General features: G+C 51.5%; 27 protein-coding genes and 1 tRNA gene. 7 read left to right on the top strand and 21 right to left on the bottom strand.

Annotation, left to right across the window (positions count from 1 at the left end):
* Positions 1–95: 95 nt before the first annotated feature.
* The 6 genes from SU32_RS16235 to hemC form a co-directional block, all read right to left on the bottom strand.
* Complete coding sequence (locus SU32_RS16235; RefSeq protein WP_054000432.1) at positions 96–812, bottom strand: glutamine amidotransferase; 717 nt, start codon at positions 810–812, stop codon at positions 96–98.
* On the bottom strand, positions 809–1,291 hold the full coding sequence (locus SU32_RS16230; protein WP_054000431.1) for a tellurite resistance TerB family protein: 483 nt from the start codon (positions 1,289–1,291) through the stop codon (positions 809–811). The genes SU32_RS16235 and SU32_RS16230 overlap by 4 nt, the downstream gene beginning before the upstream one ends.
* A 20-nt stretch (positions 1,292–1,311) precedes the next feature.
* Entirely contained in the window at positions 1,312–2,970 is a 1,659-nt protein-coding gene (locus SU32_RS16225; protein WP_054000430.1) for a heme biosynthesis protein HemY, read from the bottom strand.
* Between the two features lie 22 nt (positions 2,971–2,992).
* On the bottom strand, positions 2,993–4,360 hold the full coding sequence (locus SU32_RS16220) for a COG4223 family protein (protein WP_054000429.1): 1,368 nt from the start codon (positions 4,358–4,360) through the stop codon (positions 2,993–2,995).
* A gap of 82 nt (positions 4,361–4,442) precedes the next feature.
* Positions 4,443–5,216: a uroporphyrinogen-III synthase gene (locus SU32_RS16215; RefSeq protein WP_082376849.1), complete on the bottom strand. Its 774-nt coding sequence runs from the start codon at positions 5,214–5,216 to the stop codon at positions 4,443–4,445.
* Complete coding sequence (gene hemC, locus SU32_RS16210; protein WP_144421184.1) at positions 5,191–6,135, bottom strand: hydroxymethylbilane synthase; 945 nt, start codon at positions 6,133–6,135, stop codon at positions 5,191–5,193. Before hemC ends, SU32_RS16215 begins: the two co-directional genes overlap by 26 nt.
* A gap of 99 nt (positions 6,136–6,234) precedes the next feature.
* On the opposite strand from hemC, the gene tsaD reads away from it, so the two are divergent.
* Genes tsaD through SU32_RS16195 form a run of 3 tightly spaced genes read left to right on the top strand, consistent with a single transcriptional unit; the run spans position 6,235 to position 8,801 of the window.
* A complete protein-coding gene (tsaD, locus tag SU32_RS16205) occupies positions 6,235–7,317 on the top strand; it encodes a tRNA (adenosine(37)-N6)-threonylcarbamoyltransferase complex transferase subunit TsaD (RefSeq protein ID WP_054000434.1) in 1,083 nt (360 codons plus the stop codon).
* Positions 7,314–8,306 (top strand): NAD(P)H-dependent glycerol-3-phosphate dehydrogenase, encoded by a 993-nt coding sequence (locus tag SU32_RS16200; protein WP_054000426.1) that lies wholly within the window; start codon positions 7,314–7,316, stop codon positions 8,304–8,306. Before tsaD ends, SU32_RS16200 begins: the two co-directional genes overlap by 4 nt.
* 60 nt (positions 8,307–8,366) lie before the next feature.
* Positions 8,367–8,801, top strand: coding sequence for an EVE domain-containing protein (locus tag SU32_RS16195; RefSeq protein ID WP_054000425.1), 435 nt, complete (start codon positions 8,367–8,369; stop codon positions 8,799–8,801).
* 109 nt (positions 8,802–8,910) lie between these two features.
* On the opposite strand, the gene SU32_RS16190 is transcribed toward SU32_RS16195, so the two are convergent.
* Positions 8,911–9,447: a L,D-transpeptidase family protein gene (locus SU32_RS16190; protein ID WP_054000424.1), complete on the bottom strand. Its 537-nt coding sequence runs from the start codon at positions 9,445–9,447 to the stop codon at positions 8,911–8,913.
* Between the two features lie 152 nt (positions 9,448–9,599).
* Between SU32_RS16190 and SU32_RS16185 the strand changes: the two genes are divergently transcribed.
* Together SU32_RS16185 and SU32_RS16180 are read left to right on the top strand one after the other, a co-directional pair.
* A complete protein-coding gene (locus tag SU32_RS16185) occupies positions 9,600–10,283 on the top strand; it encodes a response regulator transcription factor (protein WP_054000423.1) in 684 nt (227 codons plus the stop codon).
* Between the two features lie 106 nt (positions 10,284–10,389).
* Positions 10,390–10,857, top strand: a complete 468-nt coding sequence (locus SU32_RS16180) for a cyclic nucleotide-binding domain-containing protein (protein ID WP_054000422.1) — start codon at positions 10,390–10,392, stop codon at positions 10,855–10,857.
* 16 nt (positions 10,858–10,873) lie between these two features.
* Here SU32_RS16180 and SU32_RS16175 read toward each other — a convergent pair whose 3' ends face one another.
* From SU32_RS16175 to SU32_RS16150, 6 genes are all read right to left on the bottom strand, one after another.
* A complete protein-coding gene (locus SU32_RS16175) occupies positions 10,874–11,686 on the bottom strand; it encodes an exodeoxyribonuclease III (protein ID WP_054000421.1) in 813 nt (270 codons plus the stop codon).
* Between the two features lie 132 nt (positions 11,687–11,818).
* Complete coding sequence (locus SU32_RS16170; protein ID WP_054000420.1) at positions 11,819–12,451, bottom strand: outer-membrane lipoprotein carrier protein LolA; 633 nt, start codon at positions 12,449–12,451, stop codon at positions 11,819–11,821.
* A gap of 108 nt (positions 12,452–12,559) precedes the next feature.
* A complete protein-coding gene (locus SU32_RS16165) occupies positions 12,560–15,202 on the bottom strand; it encodes a DNA translocase FtsK (RefSeq protein WP_082376847.1) in 2,643 nt (880 codons plus the stop codon).
* 223 nt (positions 15,203–15,425) lie between these two features.
* Positions 15,426–16,757 (bottom strand): ammonium transporter, encoded by a 1,332-nt coding sequence (locus SU32_RS16160; protein WP_054000419.1) that lies wholly within the window; start codon positions 16,755–16,757, stop codon positions 15,426–15,428.
* Between the two features lie 29 nt (positions 16,758–16,786).
* Positions 16,787–17,125, bottom strand: a complete 339-nt coding sequence (locus tag SU32_RS16155) for a P-II family nitrogen regulator (RefSeq protein WP_082376845.1) — start codon at positions 17,123–17,125, stop codon at positions 16,787–16,789.
* 227 nt (positions 17,126–17,352) lie between these two features.
* Complete coding sequence (locus tag SU32_RS16150; protein ID WP_054000417.1) at positions 17,353–18,225, bottom strand: acyl-CoA thioesterase; 873 nt, start codon at positions 18,223–18,225, stop codon at positions 17,353–17,355.
* Between the two features lie 122 nt (positions 18,226–18,347).
* Here SU32_RS16150 and SU32_RS16145 point away from each other — a divergent pair, with 122 nt between their 5' ends.
* Entirely contained in the window at positions 18,348–19,622 is a 1,275-nt protein-coding gene (locus tag SU32_RS16145; protein ID WP_054000416.1) for a ubiquinone biosynthesis hydroxylase, read from the top strand.
* 40 nt (positions 19,623–19,662) lie between these two features.
* Here SU32_RS16145 and SU32_RS16140 read toward each other — a convergent pair whose 3' ends face one another.
* The 5 genes from SU32_RS16140 to SU32_RS16120 all read right to left on the bottom strand — a co-directional run bounded on the left by SU32_RS16140 (position 19,663) and on the right by SU32_RS16120 (position 23,008).
* Positions 19,663–20,253 carry a TetR/AcrR family transcriptional regulator gene (locus tag SU32_RS16140; protein ID WP_054000415.1) on the bottom strand — a complete coding sequence of 197 codons (591 nt, stop codon included), beginning with the start codon at positions 20,251–20,253 and terminating at the stop codon, positions 19,663–19,665.
* Complete coding sequence (locus tag SU32_RS16135; protein WP_245625560.1) at positions 20,250–20,426, bottom strand: Trm112 family protein; 177 nt, start codon at positions 20,424–20,426, stop codon at positions 20,250–20,252. The genes SU32_RS16140 and SU32_RS16135 overlap by 4 nt, the downstream gene beginning before the upstream one ends.
* Positions 20,427–20,555: 129 nt before the next feature.
* Positions 20,556–21,236 (bottom strand): LON peptidase substrate-binding domain-containing protein, encoded by a 681-nt coding sequence (locus SU32_RS16130; protein ID WP_054000413.1) that lies wholly within the window; start codon positions 21,234–21,236, stop codon positions 20,556–20,558.
* A gap of 135 nt (positions 21,237–21,371) precedes the next feature.
* Positions 21,372–22,433, bottom strand: coding sequence for a thioredoxin (gene trxA / locus SU32_RS16125; RefSeq protein ID WP_054000412.1), 1,062 nt, complete (start codon positions 22,431–22,433; stop codon positions 21,372–21,374).
* Positions 22,434–22,501: 68 nt separating this feature from the next.
* On the bottom strand, positions 22,502–23,008 hold the full coding sequence (locus SU32_RS16120) for a prolyl-tRNA synthetase associated domain-containing protein (RefSeq protein ID WP_054000411.1): 507 nt from the start codon (positions 23,006–23,008) through the stop codon (positions 22,502–22,504).
* 189 nt (positions 23,009–23,197) lie between these two features.
* Between SU32_RS16120 and SU32_RS16115 the strand changes: the two genes are divergently transcribed.
* A tRNA-Gly gene (locus tag SU32_RS16115) sits at positions 23,198–23,272 on the top strand.
* Between the two features lie 152 nt (positions 23,273–23,424).
* On the opposite strand, the gene SU32_RS16110 is transcribed toward SU32_RS16115, so the two are convergent.
* From SU32_RS16110 to SU32_RS16100, 3 genes are all read right to left on the bottom strand, one after another.
* Positions 23,425–24,927 carry a mannitol dehydrogenase family protein gene (locus tag SU32_RS16110; RefSeq protein WP_054000410.1) on the bottom strand — a complete coding sequence of 501 codons (1,503 nt, stop codon included), beginning with the start codon at positions 24,925–24,927 and terminating at the stop codon, positions 23,425–23,427.
* Positions 24,915–25,688 carry an L-iditol 2-dehydrogenase gene (locus SU32_RS16105; protein WP_054000409.1) on the bottom strand — a complete coding sequence of 258 codons (774 nt, stop codon included), beginning with the start codon at positions 25,686–25,688 and terminating at the stop codon, positions 24,915–24,917. Before SU32_RS16105 ends, SU32_RS16110 begins: the two co-directional genes overlap by 13 nt.
* Positions 25,688–26,453 (bottom strand): ABC transporter ATP-binding protein (locus tag SU32_RS16100; RefSeq protein WP_054000408.1); only part of this gene is annotated, 766 nt, incomplete at its 5' end. The genes SU32_RS16100 and SU32_RS16105, both read right to left, overlap by 1 nt.

Genomic DNA, 26,453 nt, shown 5'->3' with positions numbered 1-26,453 from the left:
AGCATGTCAGGAAAAGTGGGAACCGGTTTCCGCCAGACATGCGGTAAATCAAAGGATTGGAGCGTGGATGCGATTTACTGAAAAGCAGGCACGCTCTAAATAGCCACGCTGTGCTCGGAAAGCACAATATCCAGAAAATCATCCAGCCATTTGGAAACAGGCGCATCATAAAGATAGCGGCCGAGCAAATGATCTTTGCCGATTTGCGCGTTGGGCAGCTCAAAACGGTGCGCGCCATGCACAACCCAGCGGTGCATCATCGCCAGCGTTAATTCCGTATGGAACTGTACGGCCCAGGCATTTTCACCATAGCGAAAAGCCTGATTTGGGAAGTCTGCGGATTTCGCCAATAATTCAGCGCCGGAAGGCAACGTAAAACCTTCACGATGAAACTGATAAATTTTTTCCGGCCAATCCATCAATTTAAGACCGGCCGGTGTCGGCTCGATATCATACCAGCCGATTTCGACATTATCGGTCGGTTCACCATAGATCTGCCCGCCAAGATGTTTGACCAGCATTTGCGCACCAAGACATATCCCGATCAGCGGCTTGTTTTCTCGGAGCGGTACAGCAAGCCAGTCGGTTTCAATTTTCATGAATTCTTCCGGATCATTGGCACTCATCGGTCCGCCAAAAACAACGGCAGCGCTATGTTCAGCCAGTGTTTCCGGCAGCGGATCGCCAAAGCGCGGCCGCCTTATATCCAGCCCATAGCCGCGCTGCATAAGTCGCTGGCCAACCCGCCCGGGCGTTGAAGTCTCTTGGTGAAGGATGACGAGAACCGGTTTTTTAACCTCGACAATGCTCATCCGTCAGCATCACCCTCCATGCGGCTCTGTACCCGCTGGCGCATTGAGACACGGTCGCGTCCGTCAACGCCCAGCAATTCAGAAATACGCCAGACAACATTGTCTTCCAATTCGTGGCGCTCACCATCCGAATAGACAAGCTCCCACAGCAATTCGACAAAATGGACACGATCTTCCATCTCCAGTCCCATGCGTAAAACGCTGGTGAATTTGTAAAGATCAATCGCCTCGTTGTCGGCGAGTTTCGCGGCTTCCAGAAGTTTATCCAGCTCCGCACTGTCAATATTGTTTTCCTGACGCACCAATGCTTCAAAACGTTCTTTTTCAACCTCCCGCAAGACACCATCGGCACGAATGACGTGGTACATCAGAGCGGTTGCGCACAGGCGCGGGTCATTGTCAGCATAGTCACCGGTTGAACGGTTTGCCTGACTGTCTTCGCCAAGTGAGTTCAAGAAGTTGAGTAGCCTGTCAAACATAGTGCGCCCCTAAATTCCTATCAAAACAACCGGAAGCGACGATCTTCTTCGGGTTTTTCATTTGGATCAACACCCGGATCATCCGGAATCGGTACTTTTATTTCTTCTTCCGAATCATCACCCGTTACTTCCGGCGGCATAGGAGGTTCGTCTTTCTTGCTGGAAAGGTCAGACGGTTTCTCATCTTTGCCAGAATTGTTCTTTGCTGCTGTTGAAACCGGAGCCGGTTCAACATCCACCTTTTCAGCTTCAGCATCAAGCGCCTCTTCCTTCTCAGCGCTTGTCACACCGGCAATCACCGCACCGGTTGCCGCAACTTCAGCGATCAATGTCTCCGGCGCCTTGCCCGGCTCCATCGGATCAAGATCATTTTCGATCATCTTGGCCCCAACGGTTTCGACCGGCACTTTCCATTCAAAAGCGTCAATCTTACCTGTCAGCGGCGAGAAGGGTGCCCATTTTTGAGACACATAACCATCGGCAGTCCACGCCGCATCGCGCGGCGCACGCACAGCCCGCGCCATCCATTCGCGCACTTTGCCCTGATCGCCTGTTTCGGCATCCTCAATGTCGGCCATCAGCACGAAGGCGCTTTCGCGCGGGTCTTCTTTCAAAACATCGGCAACAGCCCGGCGCGCCATTTCGAACTCGCCTGCTTCCATCGCCATCTGACCGACAACCATATTGGTCTCAACATGTGACGGCTTAATCTGCTCAAGGCGTTTGGCCCGTTTCAAGCGATCCGCAGTCGATTCGCCCGATTTGGCATTTACGTAAGCAAGGCCAACTTGCGGGTGCGGCTCTTTGCGCCATGTTGTTTCCAGAATTTTCACGCCGCGGCGTACTTCATTCAAGCGGAACGCTGCTTCTGCAGCCGCCACCGCCGCCGGTGCAAATTCCGGCGCGAGTTTGTGGGCTTCCAGTCCGGCAGATTTAGCTTTTGCAGGGTCCGTTTCAGCAAAATCCATCGCCATTGCCGTTAGCAGAACAGCGCGCTTGCGGGCAGCATCTTCTTTTGAAACCTGTTTGGCGCTTTTCTGCTTGTCCAGCAACCGAATGGCACCGTCCCAATCTCCATCTGCCGTTTTAAGATCAAGCGCCGCATTGCTCGCCCAGCCAAGCTGCGGTGCAATCTCCACCGCTTTTTCCGCATAATGGCGCTGCGCATCGCGCTCACCAAGGCGCTGTGCTTCGACATAAAGGCCCCGCAATCCGAGAACACGGGTTTCAGGATCCTCCAGCATTTCTTCGAACTTTTTACGCGCATCATCATGACGCCCTTCGAGCATCATTGCCTGCGCATCAAGCAGATGCAAAAGCGGCTCGGTTGTCGAATCAAGCAAGCCGTCCGCGCGTTTCAGCATCTTGCGTGCGGTTGCCCCATCGCCGGCCCCTGCTGCGATCATGCCGGTCGACAAGGATTGATAGCCTCTGTCGCGCTTGCGAGAGCGGAAGAACCGCTGCACCCGTTCCGGCGATGTGAGCAGGAGTTTCAAAACCCACCAGACAAACATCACAATGACGATCGACGCAACAATGCCAATGGCCGCCACCATCAGCGAAATTGTAATTTCCTGATTAGCGACCGTTAGAACGACTTCACCGGGCACATCGGCAAGCCAAGCAAATCCGAAACCAAGTGCGAATACGATCAATACGAAGAATAATACACGTAACATCTGCTATTTCCCTTTGATCGGATTAATTTGCCGAAGTTGTTGCCATTGCGCCTGTCAGCGCTTTTGCAACCAGCTCATCGACGCTCTGACGGGCGCGCATTTTCTCGGCAAAATCCGCCGATACTTCTTTTGCCGCCTCGGGCAGTGTGTCCCATTGCGCCAGCGCACCGGCAAGATCACCGCTTTTCAAACGTGTCTCGATGCGCGCGGCAATCGCGCCCGGCGTTTCGCCTTCAACCTCGCCCACAGGCCGCACCTGGACAAGTGAACGTGCAGACTGCAACAGGCGGTCCGTAATACCGGCATTTTCATCCAGCCCTTGTCCGGTCGCGACAATCTTATTGGCGACCGATGAAAACTCGTCAGACAGTTGGTTGATTGTAGGAACGCCCGCCGCTGCATAATTGCGCAAGCCTTCAATAACTTCCTGCTGCTGCGAAACCGTGGCAAAAGCTTCCAGTTCAGCCATGAAAGAGCCGCCACGATCAATCGCTGATTTCAGGCCCGCAGATGCAATAGCGCTGGCAACATCCGCATTGGCGCCGCCATCGGCCGTTACCGCCTCAACGTCTGCAACACGGCCCTCAAGAGAAGCGATCTGCTCATTGAATTCTGCTTGCGCTGCGCTGATTTTTTCATCCTGCTCGGCAATATTTGCTTCAAGGCCGCTGATTTGCTCGCTTAGGCCGGACAATTGCCCGCTGACCTCGGCAGAAACATTGTTGCCGTCTCCTGTGCCGGACGCTGCCGATTTTAATGTATCGACCTCATCGCCAAGTTCGGCAATCGACTGTTCAATCGCATCAACACGGGCCGTTGCCTCTTCAAAAGCGATTGAGGCAGCACTTAATTGCGCCTCAACATCAGATGGCAAGGCGGAAGGGTTCTCTGTCGCCGAACTTTCTTCCAATGTTGCGATCTGCTTTTTTAAAGCTTCAATATCGGTTTCGATCAGCGTTGTATCGGTGGCTTGGGTTGAGGCGCTGCCAAATGAAGGCAGGACATTAGCCCATTGCAATCCGCCAAGTCCAATCAGCGCGATAAGCCCGCCGATTAACCCGCCCGTGACCGCACCTGAACCGGAATTGCCGGCAGGTTTTTTAGCGTCCGGCTTGGGCGATGCAGGCGCAGCTTTTCCGCTGTCTTTGCTAACAGTTTTATCCGCATCAGCTTTTGCGTTTTTCTTGTCGGCCAGTTCATCAAACGCCACCGGCTCCGCCTTCTTGGGATCATTGTTCTCAGGTGTACTGGATGTGGGTTCGGTGGATTTGGCTTGCGCTGTATCTGACGCCATCGGCGATTCATCGGCTTTTACCGGCTTGGCCTCAAGATCAATTGTGACGGGCTTTCGCGTATTCGGGGTGCGGCGTGTTTTATTGGACCCGGCCATTTCCTGCCTCCAGTTAAAATTATCTCATTAGATATTTAGCACGCAGATCGTAAAGAGAAAGAAGCAGGGACAAAGATTCTCGTTACGAAAGACGATAGTGCTTAACGAGAAGATCGATCATAGCATCGTCGCGCGGCTTTTCGCTGACAAAAGATAATTTTTTCAACGCATCCGGAAGGCATGATTTCGCACGATCGGATATACAAAAATATTTTATATTCAATAGCTTGCTGGCACTACCCGCAGCTTGAAAATATTCAGTATAAAGCTGTGCCGATACGCTGGAATAAAAACAGACAGCGTCAATTTCCGATTCCATGAACATTAAATTTATTATATCAGTTAACTGACTTATTTTTATAGTTTCATATGTTTCAAGAACTATGAAAGACAGTTTCAGGCGGCTGAGTTCAGTTTCAATATCCGTCGTTCGCACTGCGCCGCATAAATAAAGAATATGGTCGTCAGACGTCACTTCCTGCCGGATTAAACCGGTCAAATCACGCGCATTACCGTCAGCGGAAATCACATTGTCAAAGCCTTGTCGCTGTGCCTCCTCACGGGTTGCATCACCAACGGTGAGCATACGGATTGAAGTTAATACCGCACGCATTTCATCTGATAAATAGCGCAGCGCATTCGCGCTGGTGACAATGATCGCCGTTACAGTGTGCAATTCGGAAAGATCAGAAGGCGCAGGCTTGGCAACCATTTCGGTAAAGGGTTGTACAACGACATTAAATCCGGCTTTTACGAGTTTTTCGCCGGTGACCGCTGCGCCCAGCTGCGGCCTTGTCACCAAAATGGTGGGCGCACCGGCTTTGGCCAAATTATTGCCAGTCTTTGAAGAAGTCATCGCCTGCGGTCGCTCTTAATTGTTGCCCGGCGCGCATGCCTATTTCCGCTGCTTCGCCAACACGCCCTTCAATTTTAATGTCGTGGGCTTCACTTCCGTCAGGGCGTAATATTGTGCCGTCAAAAGAAATATGATCCCCATCTATAGTCGCGTAAGCGGCAATCGGGGTGCGGCACGAGCCGTCAAGCGTGGCAAGAAAAGCACGTTCACACGCAAGGGCCACTTCCGTTTGCTCATGCCTTAGAGGCTCGATAAGATCGAGTATGCGCTGGTCACCAATGCGCCCTTCAACACAAATTGCCCCTTGGCCGGGCGCTGGCGGGAAAATGCTCATATCGATGAGAGCGGCAGCCACATCTGACATGCCAAGCCGGCGAAGGCCCGCACTGGCAAGGAGCGTCGCATCGGCAACCCCGTCACTCAGCTTTTTAAGCCGCGTTTGCACATTGCCCCGAAATCCGACAATTTTCAGGTCAGGGCGCGCACGCAGCGCCAGCGCCTGACGGCGCAGTGACGATGTGCCAAGCACCGCACCTTCCGGCATGTCCAGAATACTTTTTACCGAATGGCTGATGAAAGCATCGCGCGGATCTTCGCGTTCAAGAAACGCGATTAACGCCAGACCATCGGGCAATTTGGTCGGCATGTCTTTTGAGGAATGAACCGCAATATCAATGTCACCGCTGGAAAGTTGCGCTTCGATCTCTTCCGTAAACAGTCCCTTGCCGCCGATCTCGGAAAGGGCGCGGTCCTGAACACGGTCCCCGACAACAGAAATAATATGAATCTCGATATCAACAGCATCAGCACCATGAGCGGCAATCAATCGATCACGCACTTCATGTGCTTGCGCCAATGCCAATGGACTGCCACGGGTACCAATCCCGATTCTTTGCGGGGTCGAAGCCACTATTTGCAACCTTTTTCATTCGTGTTAGGCCAAATCCAAGCAGAACGCGGTCCGCTATGGATTAGCCGAGTGATGCAACAAACCGACCATAAGAACAAGCCATCTATTATGCTAACCATATTGGGCATCGAAACAAGTTGCGATGAAACTGCCGCCTCTGTCGTGCGCGGCGGAACAAACCCTGTGCGCGGAGAAGTCCTGTCAAACATCGTCCATAGCCAGATTGATGATCACGCAGCTTATGGCGGCGTTGTGCCTGAAATCGCTGCGCGGGCACATGTGGAAAAGCTGGACGGCATCGTGCAGCGCGCACTTGATGAGGCAAACTGTACATGGTCCGATATTGACGCCATCGCCGCAACAACTGGGCCGGGCCTGGTCGGCGGCCTGATTGTCGGCGTTATGACCGGCAAGGCAATTGCCTATGCGCAAAACAAACCCTTTTTGCCGGTAAATCATCTGGAAGGGCACGCGCTCACCGCACGGCTGACGGACGGCATTCAATTTCCCTATTTGCTGCTGCTGGTTTCCGGCGGACATACGCAAATCGTACTTGTGCGCGGCCTTGGTGATTATGAACGCTGGGCCTCGACAATTGATGACGCATTGGGTGAGGCATTCGATAAAACGGCTAAACTTTTAGGCCTTCCCTATCCGGGTGGCCCTGCTGTTGAAAAACATGCGCTCGACGGAAACCCGAAGCGTTTCTCATTACCCCGCCCTTTAAAGGGTGAGGACCGGTTGGACTTTTCCTTTTCGGGCTTGAAAACAGCCCTGCGTCGGCAGGCAACCGAACTGGGTGCGCTGACAAAAGACGACATTGACGATTTATGTGCTTCGTTTCAAATCGCCGTCACAGAATCATTGGAGGACCGTATTTCACGCAGTTTGTTGCGCTATCGAAATGAATTTGAAGGCAGGCAGCCGACATTGGTGGTTGCCGGCGGTGTTGCCGCGAACAAGGCGATACGGACCATGCTTGAAAAAGCCTGCGCTGACCACGGTTTCACCTTTCTGGCACCACCGATAGCGCTATGTACGGACAATGCAGCGATGATCGCCTGGGCAGGGCTTGAGCATCTTTCAGAAGGCGCACAATCTGACATGGATGCGACGCCGCGCCCGCGCTGGCCGCTTGATAGTGATAGTGCCCCGATTATTGGATCCGGTAAAAAAGGTGCCAAGGCATGAGCGATAAGATCACAGTTCTGGGATCAGGCGCATGGGGAACGGCACTTGCCTCCAATCAGGCTGCAAACGGCAAATCTGTAACGCTATGGGGCAGGGATGCCGCGCAATTGTCATTAATGCGCGATACCGGCCGCAATGATAAATATTTATCCGGCATACAACTTGCTGAAACGCTTAACTATGAGCATGACCTGCAAGAAGCCGTTCGTGGTGCAGATATTATTTTGATGGTGACCCCTGCCCAGACATTGGCTGCCACCGCTGAAAAGATAGTGCCTCATATTCGCTCAAGCGCGGTCATAATCTCCTGCGCCAAAGGCATTGACCAAACCACCGGTGAAACGATGGGGCAGGTTCTGCACCGCATTTTTCCTAATCACCAGGTGGCCACCCTTTCCGGTCCGAGTTTTGCGATTGATGTCGCAGGCAATTTGCCGACAGCCGTAACCATTGCCGCCGATGAAACCGAAACGGCGCTGTCGCTTTGCGCAATCTTGTCGAATAAAAATCTGCGCTGTTATGCCAGCAATGATCAGCTGGGCGTTGATTATGGCGGCGCATTGAAAAATGTTCTGGCAATAGCAGCCGGTATTGTTCACGGCCGCGCCTTGGGTGCCAGCGCATTGGCAGCATTGACCACGCGCGGATTTGCTGAACTTCAGCGCATTGCACTTGCCTTGGGCGCGCAGTCCGAAACTTTGAATGGCCTTTCAGGCTTCGGTGATCTTGTATTGACGTGCGGCTCTGAAAAATCGCGCAATTTTGCCTATGGCGCGGCCATCGGACGCGGCAGCGATCTTGCCAATATGAAACTCGCCGAAGGTGTAAAAACAGCGCGCATTGCCGCCGATATCGCGCGTGAAAACAATATTGATGCACCGCTGATATTTGCCGTCAATGAGCTATTATCCGGCTCTATTAATGTGGACACCGCCATTGCACAGCTCATGGCCCGTCCGCTAAAATCAGAATCGATCACCCGCCGCTGACCATACCGCTCGATTAACGAACCGGACAGCAACGAATTCAAGCCCGACAGAGAGAGAAGAATGGAAAAGAACTATTGGTTGTTTAAATCCGAGCCGTTTAAATGGTCCTGGGAAATGCAAAAAGCCAAGGGCGAGGAAGGCGAGGAATGGGACGGCATCCGCAATTATCAGGCGCGTAACAATATGCGCCAGATGAAAATTGGCGATAAGGCGTTCTTTTACCACTCCAATGAAGGGCTGGAAGTTGTCGGCATTGTCGAGGTTTGTGCGCTTAGCCATCCTGACAGCACAACCGATGATGAACGCTGGGATTGTGTCGACATCAAAGCTGTTTGCGACATGCCCAAGCCTGTGACGCTCAAAGACGTAAAAGCAAACCCGGCGCTTGAAAAAATGTCGCTTGTCACATCAATGCGCCTGTCTGTTCAGCCTGTTACGGAGCAGGAATGGCTGGAAGTCTGCCGCATGGGCGGGCTTGATAACCCGCCGCTTTAGAGTGTCTGCTTTTCACTGAAACGCAGACACTCTCTAACCCTTTGATTTGCCACATGTCCGGGTGGAAAACCGGTTCCCACTTTTCCTGACACGCTCTAAAAACCTCACCTCAGCGGTGAACGAAAATTCGGGTGTCTGTTGTCATATATTGAAGAAGCCAGCGCATATCGGCTTCTTCAACGGCAATGCACCCTTCAGTCGGTGTGTATCCCGGCTTGCACAGATGAAAGAAAATCGCCGAACCGCCAAAACGTTTGCGCCCTGCAACCGGCATATTCCAGTCCAAAATAATCCCAATATCATATAGCTTGTCTTGGCGCGTCATCACCTCATGTGAAGCGCCGAAAGGCAATTTAACCGGCATATTATAGTTCGCATCGGCAGGCGCATCGCACCAACCGTCATCGGGCGTCAGGGCCTCAAACGCCAAGGCAGATTTCGGTCGCTGAACACGGTCCGCACGAAAAAACCCGCTTATTGGGTATAAATAACGGTTCGCAGGCGTTGCGCCGTCACCTTCACGCTTGAACACACTTGGCCCCGACCGGCCAAGCGCACATAAGATTGTGCGGTTTTCGGCAACAATAATGCCTTTGCGCGTATCATCCGGCTGGCGATGTACACGGATAGTTCTCAAAAAGTTCATCGAAAATTTAATTGCCCCTCAACTAAAATACCGCAATAGGTCATGAATTAGCGATATTTCACGATTAGCCCTTTGTTGGTGTATATGTATTTAAGTAACATATTCTTATCGATGAACATATCGGGACAGAATACTAGCCTATAAGGTGATCTATGACGACACGCACAGTCCTTCTAGTAGATGATGACAACGACCTTCGCGAAGTAATCGTAGAGCAATTGTCTCTTTATGAAGAATTTGAAGTATTGCAGGAAGCTTCCGCCGCAAAGGGAATTGAAGCTGCCCGCAACCAGATGATCGATCTTGTTGTTATGGATGTCGGCCTGCCCGATATGGATGGACGCGAAGCCGTCAAACTTCTGCGCAAGGGCGGCTTTAAAGCGCCTATCGTCATGCTGACCGGCCATGACACTGATTCGGATACGATTCTCGGGCTGGAAGCCGGTGCCAATGATTATATTACCAAGCCTTTCAAATTTGCGGTTCTTCTCGCCCGTATGCGCGCCCAATTGCGCCAGCACGAGCAATCAGAAGACGCAACATTTGTTGTCGGTCCTTATACGTTCAAGCCGAGCCAAAAACTGCTCTTGGATGCCAATGGCGGAAAAGTGCGCTTGACCGAAAAAGAAGCTTCGATCATTAAGTTTCTCTACCGTACCGGCGGCAAAGTTGTCAGCCGCGATACATTGCTGGAAGAAGTGTGGGGATATAATTCCGGCGTCACAACGCATACGCTTGAAACGCATGTGTACCGCTTGCGCCAGAAGATCGAGAGCGATCCATCCAACGCCGCAATTCTGGTGACTGAAAGTGGCGGCTACAAGCTGGTCCCTTAAGAGATATTCAAAGCGCAGTTTTGCATGAGCCCACCTTTTCAAAACAACTGCGCTACTATAACAGCCCCTGATGGAGTAATATGGTTGCCAGTTAAGGGGACTCGCATTGTCATTGGATGATGACATTCGGATCATTGCATCCGCACAGATTTTCGACGCGTTGCACACCGAGCAACTGCGTCTATTGGCGTTCGGCTCCGAGCGGCTGAGATTCAGCAAGGGCCGGACTATTTTCCGCGAAGACGACCGCGCTGACTGCGGTTTTGTCATAGCCAGCGGCCATATTGATCTGATGCGCACAGTCGGCGGTGAGCTAAAGCCTGTCAAAACAGTAGGGCCGGGCGCAATTATCGGTGAGATGGCAATGCTCACAGATACCAACAGACTTACCAGCGCTGTGGCGCAAACAGATTGCGAAGTGATTCGTATAAACCGCTCACTATTCCACCGAATGCTGACGGAGTATCCGGAAACAGCGGCAAATATTCACCGTGATATACTCGAAAGACTAAAAGAATTTCTCGACAATATCGGCACGCTGGAAAATCGCTTTAAATATGGGCGCGATCTATAATTTATGCCATTGGCTCTTATAGCGCGAAGCGTGCAATGACCGGAACATGGTCCGACGGACGGTCCCACCCGCGCGCGTGACTGACAATTTCAATATTTTGAAGTGGCGTCACAAGATTTTCAGACGACCAGATATGATCAAGCCGCCGCCCGCGGTTTGACGCCGCCCAGTCTTTTGACCGGTAACTCCACCACGTAAAGACAGGTTCAGGCTCCGGAATATGCGTGCGAATCAGGTCGGACCAACCGCCTTCAATTCGCAAATCTTCCAGTGTTTCAGTTTCAATCGGCGTATGGCTGACAACTTTTAAAAGCTGCTTATGAGACCAGACATCTGATTCCAGCGGCGCAATATTCAAATCGCCAACAAGGATAGAACCGTCAGCGGTGCCCGGCTCGGCTTTGATCAGACGCATTTCTTCCAAAAAGTCGAGCTTGTGGGCAAATTTCACATTAATATCGCGGTCGGGCTCATCACCGCCCGCCGGTACATAGAAATTATGGATGCGTATCTTCTTTGTGCCCGTATCGACAATGCACTCCACATGGCGTGTATCGTCAATTTCACAGAATTTCCGCTTGTTGATTTCTGTCAGCGGGTATTTGGAAAGCGTTGCGACACCATGATAGCCCTTTTGCCCGTGTATCGCGGTATGGGTATAACCCAGTTCAGCAAAAGCCGCAGCCGGAAACAGATTGTCCGGACATTTTGTTTCCTGCAAACATAGGACATCAGGCTGATACTCGCTCAGGAAACTTTCAACCATCTCACGGCGCAAACGCACCGAATTGATGTTCCAGGTTGCCAGTGAGAAAGAATTATCTGCCATGTGTAAACCTCATTAGTAAGGTTAAACTTGTGCAGAATGGGTCACAAAAAAACAAGCGGCAGCACCATAAAAGATGCCGCCGCTCACAAATTAGATTTTAGATAAGCTTATATCTACAGTCGTTGATATTGCTCAATTGCCGCCTTTTTTGGAGGCACGGATACGGTTGTAATCGATTGCGAATGTCCGTTCGCCGAACTTCACACCCTCTTTGACATTAAAGATCATTACAGTCGTATCTTTGCCCTTCGCATCCTTGATCGTCCACTGGCGCAAATCATAATTGGCAGGGTCAAACATCATCGTAATTTCGCTGTCACCGAAAATTTGCTTGTCCTGCATGACAATCGTGGTCAGATCGTCGGCCTGATTGACCGATTTTACCTTATTGCCTGACAGATCAATCTTGTCGGCAAGAACGACTTGGAGCGGTGTTTTGCTTAAAGGGTAAGTATCCCACGTATCGAGCTTCTTGTTATTGACGACAACTGTTGAGCCATCCGAAACAACGCGAATATTCGACGGCTCTTCATAAAGGAAAAGGACTTTTCCCGGCCGTTCGATAAAGAATTTACCGCCTGTCTGCTCACCTGACGGGCCAAATTGCACAAATTCACCCATCATTGTCTTAACACTGGAAAAATGATCAGCGATTGCCTGAGGCGCATCTGCCCTTGCGGACGGCACAGAGATGGAGGCTGCCATAACAGCACTTGTGCACAGCGCAAGAAATGTCCGGCGTAGTAAAGGAGTGTTCTTTTTCATAATCTTCTCTTTTCCATCTTGCCCTTCTTGGGACTTTCATACGCAGTACATAAGGAGATAGTTTGACTGTTATGTGGCGGCAATTCGGCACAGTATTGTAAATGCATGTTACATCATGCCGCCCATTTGCTGCTCTTCTTCAGACGGAACCAGAATATCGCGTTTACCGGCATGGTTTGCAGGCCCGATAACGCCTTCCTCTTCCATACGTTCAATCAATGACGCCGCACGGTTATATCCAATGCCAAGCCGGCGCTGAATATAACTGGTTGACGCTTTGCGGTCGCGAAGGACAACGGCAACAGCCTGATCATAAGGATCCTCGGAATCAGTGCCGCCGCCGGAACCCGTACTTCCGCTACCTGAATCAGCCTCTTCCTCGTCATCTTCTGTCACGGCCTCAAGATATTGCGGCACGCCCTGCAGTTTCAGATGTTTGACGATATCTTCCACTTCCTCATCTGAAACAAACGGTCCGTGAACACGCTGGATACGCCCGCCGCCTGCCATATAAAGCATATCGCCCATACCGAGCAGCTGTTCGGCGCCCATTTCGCCAAGAATTGTCCGGCTGTCGATTTTCGATGTCACCTGGAACGAGATTCGCGTCGGGAAGTTCGCTTTAATCGTACCGGTAATAACATCAACCGACGGACGCTGTGTCGCCATCACCACATGAATACCGGCCGCACGCGCCATTTGAGCAAGACGCTGAACAGCACCTTCAATATCCTTACCGGCCACCATCATCAAATCAGCCATTTCGTCAATTACGACGACGATATATGGCATCGGCTCAAGATCGAGCGCTTCTGTCTCATAGATCGCTTCGCCGGTTTCACGGTCAAATCCGGTTTGTACAGTGCGGGTGATTTCCTCACCCTTGGCGATTGTTTCCTTCACGCGAGAGTTGAAACCGTCAATGTTTCGAACACCGAGCTTTGCCATATTTTTATAGCGTTGCTCCATTTCGCGCACAGTCCATTTAAGCGCGACAACGGCCTTTTTCGGATCGGTAACGACCGGCGTCAACAAGTGCGGAATACCGTCATAAACCGACAGTTCCAGCATTTTCGGGTCGATCATGATCAGGCGGCATTCTGCCGGTGATAATTTGTAAAGAAGTGACAGCAACATGGTGTTGATGGCAACCGATTTACCCGAGCCCGTTGTACCGGCAACCAGCAAATGCGGCATTTTTGCAAGATCGGCAATGACCGGCTCGCCATTAATGGTTTTACCCAGCGCCATTGCCAGTTTCGCTTTTGAATTATCATAATTGGTCGAGGCAATCATCTCGCGGAAATAAACGGTTTCACGTATATTATTGGGCAGCTCGATACCAATCGCATTGCGTCCCGGCACAACAGCAACACGCGCGGCAATCGCGCTCATGGAACGGGCAATATCTTCGGCCAGACCGATCACGCGTGATGATTTGATACCCGGCGCAGGCTCCAGCTCGTACATTGTAACAACCGGCCCCGGCCGAACGTGTATAATTTCACCTTTAACGCCGAAATCTTCCAAAACACCTTCCAGAACACGGGCGTTTTGTTCCAGTGCTTCCGGCGACAGGCTTTCATCGCGCACCACATTCTTTGGCTCGTTGAGCAAATGAACCGGCGGCAGTTCAAAATCATTGTCCTTGATCAAGGAAGGCTGCGCTTCACGCTGAACGCGAACACTTGGCTTTGGCTTGGGCGCAGCCGGTTCAACACGTGCTGATCCGCCAACGGCCGGTGCAATTTGCGCCGGTGCAGCAACGCGCGATGATTGTCCGCGCGCACCATCGGGCGCGACTTGAGGTGCCCAGTCTTCAGCACCTTCCCAATTTTCACCCGAATAATTGGCTTCATAATTTGCATTTTCAACAGCATAGGAATCTGCCGCTGCAAAGCCCATCTCCGGTTCGCCTGCATGCTGATGCGCTGCTGCGTCAAAAGACGGCTCTTCAAAGTGCGACGCAGGGCGGCTCTTATTTCTAGAAGGTTTGGCGCGCAGCGGCATATGCCGACGAATGGCAGCTTTTGCCGAGTAAAAGCCATGCATGATTGCACCCAGACTAACAAAGCGCACGAAACCTTCGCCTTCATCATCCGCGATTGTGTCATGTGCCAGATCATTTTCACTGTGCGTTTTTTGCTTCCAGAGGAACCCCGAAGCTATCGCAATCGTCCACAAAGCCGGCACAAACAATATTGCGCCGATCAGAAACGCAAAGAAACCCTGCGGATACCCACCCAAAAACAGGCCGGGAATCTTCAAAACCATATCACCGGTAACGCCGCCAAGTCCGGTTGGCAAAGGCCAGGCTTGCGTTGACGGAAAACAGCCCAGAAATGCAGCAAAAAGCAGGCTGCCTGCAAGCCAGGCACCGCTGCGGCGCAGTTGCAAATTCCAGCGGTTTCCGCGCACCAGCGCATAACTTTTGAACAAAAGAGGGACAAGAACGGCCAGAGACGCTAGGCCAAAAAATTGAATGAGCAAATCTGACACGGCAGAACCGGCAAAGCCCATGGCATTGGTCACAGGAGCATCGGTGGCATGTGAAAAGCTTGGATCAGCCGCATTCCATGTGGCCAAAGCAGCAACGACAAACACAACAAACAGCAGCAATGCCAGACCGGCAGCAATTTCTGCCTGTCGCCAAAGCAAATAGGTCATTTTATTGTCATGCGCTTCCTGCTGAAACTCATAGGCATCAAAATCCGAATCTGCCGAAGCAAGGCGATCGCGTTTGACCTGCATTTTACGTCCCTAATACTGAATCTAGCCAAGAATTTAGGGTTTAATCTAACCGCCGATAGTTAAGCGCTCATTAACCATGCAGATTTCCCGGTTTTTACGACTCTCAAAAAAAAGCCCGGCACCAGAAATTAATCTGGGCCGGTAAGGTGTTGTGATGCAAAACATCACGACGGGATAGGAACATTGGTGGCAAGGGCGCTGTCGCCCTTGCCAGTATGATAAATTATGATCGGAATTCTGGGTAAGCCTCAACACCGACTTCGGCTTTGTCGAGACCCATCATTTCATCTTCCGCGCTCGCACGCAGGCCAATAACAGCCTTGATGATGAACCAGACGATGAACGAAGCAACCAGTGTAAACACACCATAAGCAATGATACCGATAAACTGCGTGCCGAACGAAGCACTGCTGTTTGTCCACGGCACGATAATTGTGCCCCAGATACCGGCAAAAAGGTGAACCGGAATAGCGCCTACAACATCGTCAATTTTCAACTTGTCGAGAACCGGCACTGTGAACACCACAATCGCACCACCAACAGCACCGATAACAATCGCCTGCCATACGGCCGGAGCCAGTGGTTCGGCAGTGATAGCCACAAGACCGGCAAGAGCACCGTTAAGGACCATTGTTACATCAACCTTCTTATAAAGAAGCTGAAGAAGAACAATTGTTGTCACGACACCGGCTGCCGCCGCAATATTTGTGTTGGCAAAGATGCGCGATACATCGGAGACATCGGAAATTGTGCCCATTGCAAGCTGTGACGCGCCGTTAAAGCCGAACCAGCCGAGCCAAAGGATAAATGTACCCAATGTTGCAAGCGGGATGTTTGAACCGGGCATTGGTGAAACACGGCCAGCCGCATCATATTTGCCTGTACGTGCACCCAAAAGAACAGCACCGGCAAGAGCAGCCCAGCCGCCAACAGAGTGAACCAGTGTCGAACCGGCAAAGTCGGAAAAGCCCATTTCAGACAACCAGCCTGCGCCCCACTGCCATGAACCTGCAATCGGGTAGATGAAACCGGTCAAAATAACCGTAAACAAAAGGAATGGCCAAAGCTTGATGCGCTCGGCAAGCGTACCCGATACGATAGAGGCAGCCGTTGCGACAAACACCATCTGGAAGAACCAGTCAGAAGCGGTCGAATAGCCTGTATCAAGCAAAGCGGCACTGTCTGCGCCTTCAAGACCAACAGGGTCAAAACCATAAGTGCCGATCGAGCCGATATAACCGCCGTCAACGCCGGTATACATCAAATTGTAACCGACCAACCAGTACATGATGCCTGCGATGGAAAACAGAGCGATGTTCTTGAGTGACTGCATAGAAACGTTCTTGGAACGCACCAGACCGGCTTCAAGCATAGCAAAGCCAGCGGCCATCCACATGACTAGGAAACCACCAATGAGGAAAAGCAGCGTGTTGAAAATATAAGCAACATCAGGCGTAACAGCCGGTGCTGCATCCTGCGCAAAAGCAGGCGCTGACAGCATGGAAGCGATCGTGCCGCCCGCAACTGCCAGTTTTGAAATTTTAGAAATGGTCATGTAATTTTCTCCTGACGAAATGCCGCGGCTCAAAGCGCTGCAGAATCCGTTTCGCCGGTACGAATGCGCACCGCATGATCAATGGAATAGACGAAGATTTTACCGTCACCGATTTGGCCGGTTTTTGCAGCGCCAGAGATGGCTTCAATAACTTTGTCAGTCAGATCGTCATCGATCACCAATTCAAGTTTTAGTTTAGGCAGAAAGCTCACGGCATATTCAGCACCGCGATAAATTTCTGTATGGCCCTTTTGACGCCCGTAACCTTTGACTTCCGTCACGGTCACGCCTTGCACGCCAAGCCCGGTAAGCGCTTCACGCACTTCATCCAGCTTGAAAGGCTTAATAACTGCCATGACTATTTTCATGTGCGTATTTCCCCAGTTTCATTTGTGATCCGACACCATGTCGGGCTCACGACGAAAAACACGAAACCGTGCTTCGCTTCACTGCGGACTATTCAAATACCGTGCCAAGTCGATATTTTTTACATAAGTATTTGTATTTTATGGGTATTATTTTCCGCAAACACAGACACTCGAAAATTTGCCCAACTTTTGCTCCGGTGAAAAATTGGGCAGGAAATATTTTTTGCCTATTTTTTAGGCTCTACACGCCGGATAAGGCCTTCCTGCGTCACAGAGGCAACGAGTGAGCCGTCGCGCGCATAAAGCGATCCGCGTGTGAACCCGCGCGCGCCGGATGCGTTGGGGCTGTCCTGACTGTAAAGCAGCCAGTCATCCAGCTTGTTGGGTCTGTGGAACCACATGGAGTGGTCAAGACTGGCGACCTGCAAATCAGTGTCAAAGATCGACCGGCCATGGGCAAAAAGCGCCGTATCAAGCAAAGTCATGTCCGACAAATAGCCAAGGACTGCCGCCTGCACCACACGGCTGTCCGGTACATCACCCGTTGTGCGCAGCCACATATCCTGATGCGGCGGCAAGGGATCTCTGCTCATATAATGCTTTAAAGACACAGGACGCAGCTCGACCGGACGTTCGCGTCCCCAATATCGTTTCACATTTTCCGGCAGACTGTCTTTGATTTTCTCCACCAGCACTTTTTCGCCCGCCAGATCCTCCGGCGCAGGCACATTGAGCGGCTGGGGCATGAAATGCTCCAACCCGTCCTCTTCGATCTGGAAAGATGCCGACATGGCAAATATCGGCTTGTCATTTTGATGTGCCACAACACGGCGCGTGGTGAAGCTCATCCCGTTGCGCAATGTATCGACATGATAATCGATGGGAACGGCCGGATTGCCCGGACGCAGAAAATAGCAATGGATCGAATGCACAAAACGGTCATTGGCGACAGTGCGCTGCGCGGCAATCAGCGCCTGACCGATCACCTGCCCGCCAAAAACGCGCTGCCAACCCACTTGAGGACTGCGACCACGGAACACATTGTCATCCAGATGCACGAGGTCCAGAGTTTCTAATAGTTCATCCATGGCAGCAGACATCGTTTTTTCCTTGCGCTCTCATTGGTGGAAAATCTCTGAGTGTCTTGCTACAAGGAAGGCACATTAAGTCAACTGCATACAACGCCGTGCGCTGGAATGCAGCAGGAAGGTAGGCCGTTCAAATGGCAAAAGCAGCAACACCGAAAAAGCCGGCAAAACGCAAAGCCGCCCTGCCGCAAAAAACAGATATTCTGATAGCGGGAGCGGGCTATGTCGGGCTTTTAACCGCCGTTTCTATCGCACGCTCAGCGCCAAGTCTGAATATTGTTGTTGTTGACGCTGCGCCTGACAATGTATGGCAAAATGACGGGCGCGCCTCTGCTGTGGCCGCCGCTGCGGTACGTATGCTTGATCAGCTTGATTGCTGGCAGGACATCCTTCCCCATGCCCAGCCAATCAATGAGATGGTTGTGACTGACAGCAGAACCAATGATCCGGTTCGGCCCGTATTTTTAACCTTCGAAGGTAGTATTGACGAGGGCGAACCTTTCGCACGGATGATACCGAATGTCGAAATGATACGCGCCCTGCGCAAGCGCTGCGATGAATATGGTGTCACGATCGTTCAAGGTGTTGGCGTTACCGGTTTTGAAAACAATGAGGAAAGCCAATCCGTCGATATTCAACTTGGTGATGAACATACACTGCGCGCCAAGCTGCTTATTGCGTGTGACGGGGTTAACTCGCGCCTGCGCGATATGGCCGGTATTAAAACCGTTCACTGGGATTACGGTCAGGCAGGCATTGTTGCAACAATTGCCCATGAACGCAGCCATGAAGGACGCGCCGAGGAGCACTTCCTGCCTGCCGGTCCTTTCGCCATTTTGCCCCTGACTGATAACCGCTCGTCAATTGTCTGGACCGAAAGCACCGAGAAAGCACAGCGCCTGATTAATGGCGATGAATTCACCTTCGATATCGAGCTGGAGCAGCGCTTCGGACTAAAATTGGGTGATATCAAAGTGGAAACCAAACCGCGCGCTTATCCGCTCGGGCTGACGCTTGCCAGAGATTTTGTCAAACCGCGCTTTGCTTTGGCCGGTGACGCGGCGCATGGCATCCATCCGATTGCGGGGCAAGGGCTTAATCTTGGTTTTAAAGATGCCGCGGCTTTGGCCGAAAAAGTTGTTGAGGCGCACCGCCTTGGGCTTGATATCGGGGCGCTTAACGTCTTGGAGGAGTACCAGCGCTGGCGCCGTTTTGACACGGTGCAGATGGGCGTCACCACCGATATTCTAAACAGATTGTTCTCCAACGACATTGCGCCGCTGCGCGCATTGCGCTCATTCGGGCTTGGCGTTGTTGACCGCCTGCCAAAGCTGAAAGACTTCTTCATCAATCAGGCATCGGGCATATCAGGTAAAACCCCGCGTTTGTTGCGCGGCGAACAAATCTAGCGCTTGATTGACATAATAGCTTACGAAACCGGTGCCCTGTTTAACCGCTCAGCGTTCGTTCCATGCGGGCATAGGTTTCAGCCAGCACATTGGGTTGCTGTAATCCGTGGGCCAGTGCAATACCGCCCTGCCATTCGGCAATGACATGACGGGCTTTGACCAAAGCAACAGAGGGCTTTCGCCCGGTCTTGGCTAATTCCTGCGCGATAAATGCAATCAGTAACGCGAAGCTTTCACCCGCGCGCGCACTGGCTTCGGGCGCAGTTTCCCGAAAATCGCGGCAAGCCGCTGAAATGGGGCAGCCATAGCTCAGCCGTTTGCCCTGCGTCGCGCGCATACGTTCAACCAGAAACCTCAAACGCTCACGCGGATCAGATTTTTCCTGCGAGACCGCTTCAATCAGTTGTGTCGTTTCGTCAACGAAGAAATTGGCAACGCCCAATGCCAGATCGGCTTTGGTTTTATAATAATAGTAGAGATTGCCGAGCGGTACGCCGGATGTTTTGGCAACATCTGCAAGGCTTGTTCCCGAATATCCTTTTATCCAGAATAAGGCTGCTGCTGCCTGAATGAGAGCATCGCGCCGCTGCGCGCCGCGTTTTTGTTTTCCTTTTGCAGCATTGCCCTTCATATTTTCTTGGCCATGTCGCCTTCTTCAAGGTGACGCGCTTCAGAGGGCAGCAAAATCGGAATGCCGCCGCGCACCGGATAAGCCAGCCTCGCCGAAAGCGAGATAAGCTCCTGGCGTTCCTTGTCATATTTCAAGGATTGCTTGGTGAGCGGGCAGACAAGCAGTTGCAGCATTTTTCCGGCGAGCAAAACATTTTCCGCTTTCTCGCCTTCATCAATAGTTGCAATATTTATATCCGTAGGACTTGCCATAGAGCACCCTTGCCTGTTTGCGATTACACTCAAGCATAATGCCCGATAAATCTACTGCAAAGTCTGGGCATATTCATCGCCATCCGCATCACGCGCAAGTGCGATTTGAGTAAGCGCGATCAGCGTATCCGCACGGCTTTTAAGGTCAGGCGCTTCCAGCAATGCCTGTTTTTCTGCCGGTCCGTAAGGTGACATAACGGACAAAGCATTGACCAGTGATTCATTACCGGCCTTGTTCACGCTCTCCCAATCAGCTTCAAGATCATTGGCATCAAGATAGAGCCTGAAGGTTTCCAAGAGCTCTTCGCGGTTTACGTCATCCGCATTGTTGTTTTGGTTGGTAAGATCATGCGCAAATGCCGCAATACGACATTGTCTGAACGGCGTTTTTGCGCATGTTTCTTCAATAATGCGGTAGCGCGTTACCCCTTGAAGATTGATGATGTAGCGCCCGTCACCACTTTCCGTAAACGAGATGATACGTCCGAGACAACCGACCTTGCAAAGATTGGGTTTTTCCTTGCAGCCAATATCGCCGCTGAAAACCGGTTGAACCATGCCGATCAACCGGTTCGTTTTCAAAGCGGCATCACACATCGCCAGATAGCGTGGTTCGAAAATATTCAAAGGCATCTGGCTTCCCGGTAACAGCAAAGCGCCGGAAAGAGGAAAAACAGGTACGACGGCCGGTATGTCGTTAAGATCCTTATAAGTAAAGTTTCCTGCCTTCATTAAGACCGATCCAATCTATTGGGGCTGTTGTTTCACCTAATTTAAGAGATGGAACAGCGGTCCGAAAATACAAGGTGCAAATCGGTTTGGATTATCGACGCCAAGCGTAACATAAATGCGCGAAGGCCAAAAATATCAGCGGAACAAAATCGCTGACAATTTACGCCGTGCCGCCTGCGTAGCCGGATCCATCGGACCCCAAGCTTCAAAGAAAACGAGAAGTTCTTTACGCGCACCATCATCGCGCCACTCACGGTCAGCCTTCATGATTGAGAGCAATAATTCAGCCGCTTTATCCTTGTTGCCGCGCGCATTTTCAATTTGCGCCATATCAAAAGCCGCATCGTGATCTTCTGGGTTTTGTTCAAGGCGCGCATTGAGTGCTTCAGGGTCGCCAAGTGCGGCAACCTTTGCCGCAAGGTCCAATTTTGCTTTCACCCCGGCTAAAGCTGGATGATTAGCCATCTGTTCCGGTGCCTGATCAAGCATCGCCTGCGCCTGTTCGGCCTGTCCATAATCGGCCATCAATCCTGCAAGCGCGCCATAAGCCTCCGCATTATCGGGCGCATGTTGCAACACAGCCTGATAAATTTGTGCCGCGCCGTTGATGTCACCTGATTCAATCGCTGTGCGGGCTTGTTCAAAAGCTTGCTCGATCATCGCCGCTGTATCATCAGCGCCTGCACTATCAGCAATTTTCTTGATAAAGGCCTCAACTTCGCTTTGGCTTTTCGCACCCATGAACCCGTCCGCAGGCTTACCGTCAATAAACGCCACAACTGCCGGTATCGACTGGATGCCCATTTGACCCGGAATTGCCGGATGATCGTCAATATTCATTTTGACAAGCTTGACCTTGCCGCCCGCTTTTTGAACGGCAGCTTCGATAATCGGTGTTAGCTGCTTGCACGGGCCGCACCACGGCGCCCAAAAATCAATCAGCACCGGTGTTGTTTTCGACGCTTCAATAACGTCCGCCGTAAATTCGGCCGTTGTTGTATCTTTAATCAGCGGACCTGAATCACCCGCAGCCTGTCCGGAACCGATAATGGTTGACCCCACAACGGGAACCGGCTGCGGTGCTTGCGCAGCAGGCGCGGCAGGATTTTGATCAACAGACTGCGCGCCATAACCAACAGAAGCCGCGCCGTAACCGCTACCAGCATCCGGTGCAAATGGATTGTCATTATTGCTCATCAGTTCATTCCTATCGCGTCAATCTATAATTATGACTGCATGTCGCGCTTTCACGCGCTTTTTTCAAGTCAGGAAGCCGCTTTTTCATCCAGCGCTACGATCTGTAGCGCATGGCCGGTTGCCGCGATAAATTTCTTCAAATCATCAGCGGCGATCGACGTTGTCGCGGTGTTGCGTAACGGATGGCAATTGATAATGTCATTTTCCATCAAACGCGCATCCAATATCAGGCTTACCTGTTTATCGGTATCATTGATAATGCCAAAGGCGGTGACAGAACCCGGCGCAACACCCAAATATTCCATAAGCGGTTCCGGCTTGCCAAAGGAGACGCGGCCTTGCGCGCCGATCTTTTGATGAACTGTCTTCAAATCAATATCGGCGTCTTCCAATACCGTTAAAAGAAAATACCGGCCTTTTTTGTCTTTCAGAAAAAGGTTCTTGGTATGACCGCCTTTAATGTCATCGCGTAACGACTGCGATTCTGCCACCGTGAACACCGCTTCATGCTCGGTATTTTCCACATTGATCGAAAGCTCGCTCAAGAATGAAAATAGATCGTCACTGCTCTTCATTCACTTTTCCACCCGTATTAAAATCAATCATAGGCAACCTATGTTAAACATAAGAGGCCGTTGCAAGGGTGCGGCAAAAATGCCTGTTCAAGAATGTGATAAATTTTTTGCAAAATCATATTGCAATTGGCAAGCGCTTGACGCATATAGCGGCAGTTCGAAGGAATGCACTGCATTTCATGAAGATGAGCGGGCGTAGCTCAGGGGTAGAGCACAACCTTGCCAAGGTTGGGGTCGGGCGTTCGAATCGCCTCGCCCGCTCCATTTTCAACGAACGAAACAGCCTACACCAATAGTTTGGCTGAATAAATTTCCCGACAAATCGAATATTTGAACATCTTACGGCAATCACGCCACATATGCGTCATTTCGTAATGTACGGAAAACCGCACTCGCCAATATCAAGCATAACTTGATTATATGGCAAGTGCCTGAGCGCTGTCAGATTCGACATAAGCCGATAAAGCGGCATTGACGCCTTCACGCGCCAAAAGCTCATACCAAAAGACAAAAGCATTGGAAAATTCAGGCTGATTGCCCAGATCACCATAATATTGACGCATCGCAAGCCACTGTAGGGGATCGCTTTGCGCTAGACGGGCCGTTTCGTGCAATGTCGCCCAATTGGGATCATTGGGTTCAATGACAGAGCCGTCTTCACGCGCACCCAAACAATATTTGGCCCATAATGCGCTCATCAGCGCCAATCCGGCAACGGGTTGCCCGCCAGCCAGCGCATCGCGAATCGACGGAATGATGAAACCTGGTTGCCGGCTTGAGCCGTCAAAGGCGACACGGCGCGTTGTATCTATAATTTCCGGATTTGAAAAACGCCGCTCGACAAGAGACAGATAATCAAGCGGCTTCATGCCAGGCACCGCGTTTACATTCGGCGCGACTTCCTGCTCGATTGTTTTCTCCAGCATCGCGCGGATATTCTTATGGGCCATTGCACCGGATATTGTTTCGATGCCGAGTAAATCAGCGGGTATCGCTATGATCTGGTGGCCGCCATTTAAAATCCGCAACTTCATTGCTTCATATTCATGGACATTGCCCGATAAAGTTGCTCCGGCTTTATCCCAATCAGGCCGCCCGGCACAAAAATTATCATCAATTACCCATTGCCGGAAATTTTCATGCGTTACCGGCGCTTTGTCATCAATGCCAAAGGAGCGCACCAGCTCAAGTTCTTTGGAACCGGTTGCCGGAACAATGCAATCGACCATACTGTTGGGGAATGTACAATTCTGTTCGATCCACACGGCAAGATCAGGGTCAGACATGCGTGCCAGCGAAACAATGACATCCCGCAAAATGGTCCCGTTTCCTTGCAAATTATCGCAGCTTAAGCCGGTGAAAGGTCCGACACCTTGTGCGCGGCGCAGTTTTAATGCGGCAATCATTGCACCGAACGCGGTCTTTGGTTTGTCCGGATTTTGCGCATCATGAATAATGTCGGGATGGCCCGAATCAAAGCCGCCGCTCGATGGGTCCGTATAATAGCCGCCCTCTGTCACAGTCAGTGACACGATGCGGATATCAAGCTCGGCCATACGCTCAATCAATGACCGGTTACCTTCTTCTACGGAAATATAATCAATCATGGAGCCGGAGATCTCTGCCGACATGCCCGACGGATCAAGTTCGATGAGTGTTGTCAGGCAATCCTGCGCGATCAGTTTTTCGCGCTGCGCCGCATCATGAGCGCGCACACCTGCGCCAATAATTGCCCAGTCATGACACAATCCCTTGTCCATCAACCGGTGCAAATACCAAGCCTGATGCGCACGGTGGAAATTGCCTAGCCCGATATGAACGATACCGGCTGAAAGCGTGGAGCGGTCATAGCGCGGCACACGCACATCTGACGGCAAATCCCGTAATGTGGCATTGGAAAGCGGAATCAACTCATCCATTGTCCGCCATCCACATTATAGGTTTGGGCAACGATATATTCAGCTTCCGGACTGGCGAGGAAAATAGCCATGCCTGTTAAATCTTCAGCAACGCCCATCCGGCCAAACGGTACGCTTTCGCTGACCTCTTTTTTCTTTTGCCCGATTGCCTTGTTTTCATATTTTGCAAAAAATGCATCCACGCCCTCCCAATGTTCGCCATCGACAACGCCCGGCGCGATCGCGTTCACATTGATTCCGTGCTGAATAAGATTTTGCCCCGCTGACTGGGTCAGCGATATGACCGCGGCCTTTGTGGCACAATAAACGGCAACAAGTGGTTCACCGCGCCGTCCGGCCTGACTGGCCATATTGATAATCTTGCCGCCCTTGCCGCGTTCGATCATATGACGCGCGACGGCCTGCATCATAAAAAGCGTACCGGACACATTGATGTCAAAGACGCGCGCATAGTCTTCGCGGTCGATTTCAACAATGGGTGCCGCGGTAAAGATCGCCGCATTGTTGATAAGAATGTCGATCTGGTCGAATGCCTCAATAGTGGCTTTAACCGCCGCATCGATGCTGTTTTGTGATGTCACATCGCAGTGCACCGCAATTGCATCGCCGCCCAAGGCTGACGCCGTTTGCTTGGCTTTGTCCAAATCAATATCAGCAATGACTACCCGTGCGCCTTCGCGGATATAAGCTTCGGCAAATGCCTTGCCTATGCCGCGCGCAGAACCCGTAATGATTGCGGTTTTACCGTCTAGGCGTTTCATCAGACAGCTTGTCCATTTTGATCGAATTTATAGATGCGGCTGTCATTTTCCGGCGACAGATAAACCGTATCGCCGTGATAAAGAGCCACGTCCCCTTCCGCCCGAACGACCAGACCCTCATCGACACCGTCCACATTGACCCTCAAGAATGTGTCTGAACCCAGATGTTCAGAGACCCCGACAACGCCCTTCCAAACGCCTTCGGTTTTTGAAGCACGCAGATGTTCCGGCCTGACACCTATTGTATGCGCACCGTGTTTTTCAGCGTGACCGCCGGTCAGAAAGTTCATTTTCGGCGAGCCGATAAAACCGGCAACAAACAGGTTTTGCGGGTTTTTATAAAGCTCGATGGGCGAGCCGACCTGCTCAATATTACCGGCGCGCAGCACGACGATCTTGTCTGCCATCGTCATCGCTTCGACCTGATCATGGGTCACATAAATCATTGTCGTTTTTAGCTGCTGGTGCAGTTCGGAAATTTCCAGCCGCATATTCACACGCAGTGCCGCATCAAGGTTGGACAACGGTTCGTCAAACAGGAACGCATCCGGTTCGCGCACAATCGCGCGGCCAATGGCAACACGCTGTCTTTGCCCGCCTGACAATTGGCCCGGACGGCGATCCAGATAGTCGGTCAGATTGAGCACTTTGGCCGCTTCCGCTATCTTTTTGTCGGCCAGTGCCGCATCGATACCGGCCATTTTAAGCGGGAATCCGATATTCTTGCGCACGCTCATATGCGGATAAAGCGCATAGGATTGAAAC

Origin of the sequence: Ahrensia marina, assembly GCF_001293565.1 — a bacterium.
GTDB classification, from domain to species: domain Bacteria; phylum Pseudomonadota; class Alphaproteobacteria; order Rhizobiales; family Rhizobiaceae; genus Ahrensia; species Ahrensia marina.
The sequence above is the reverse complement of the archived record's forward strand: the minus strand, read 5'-3'. Positions and strand labels throughout refer to the sequence as shown.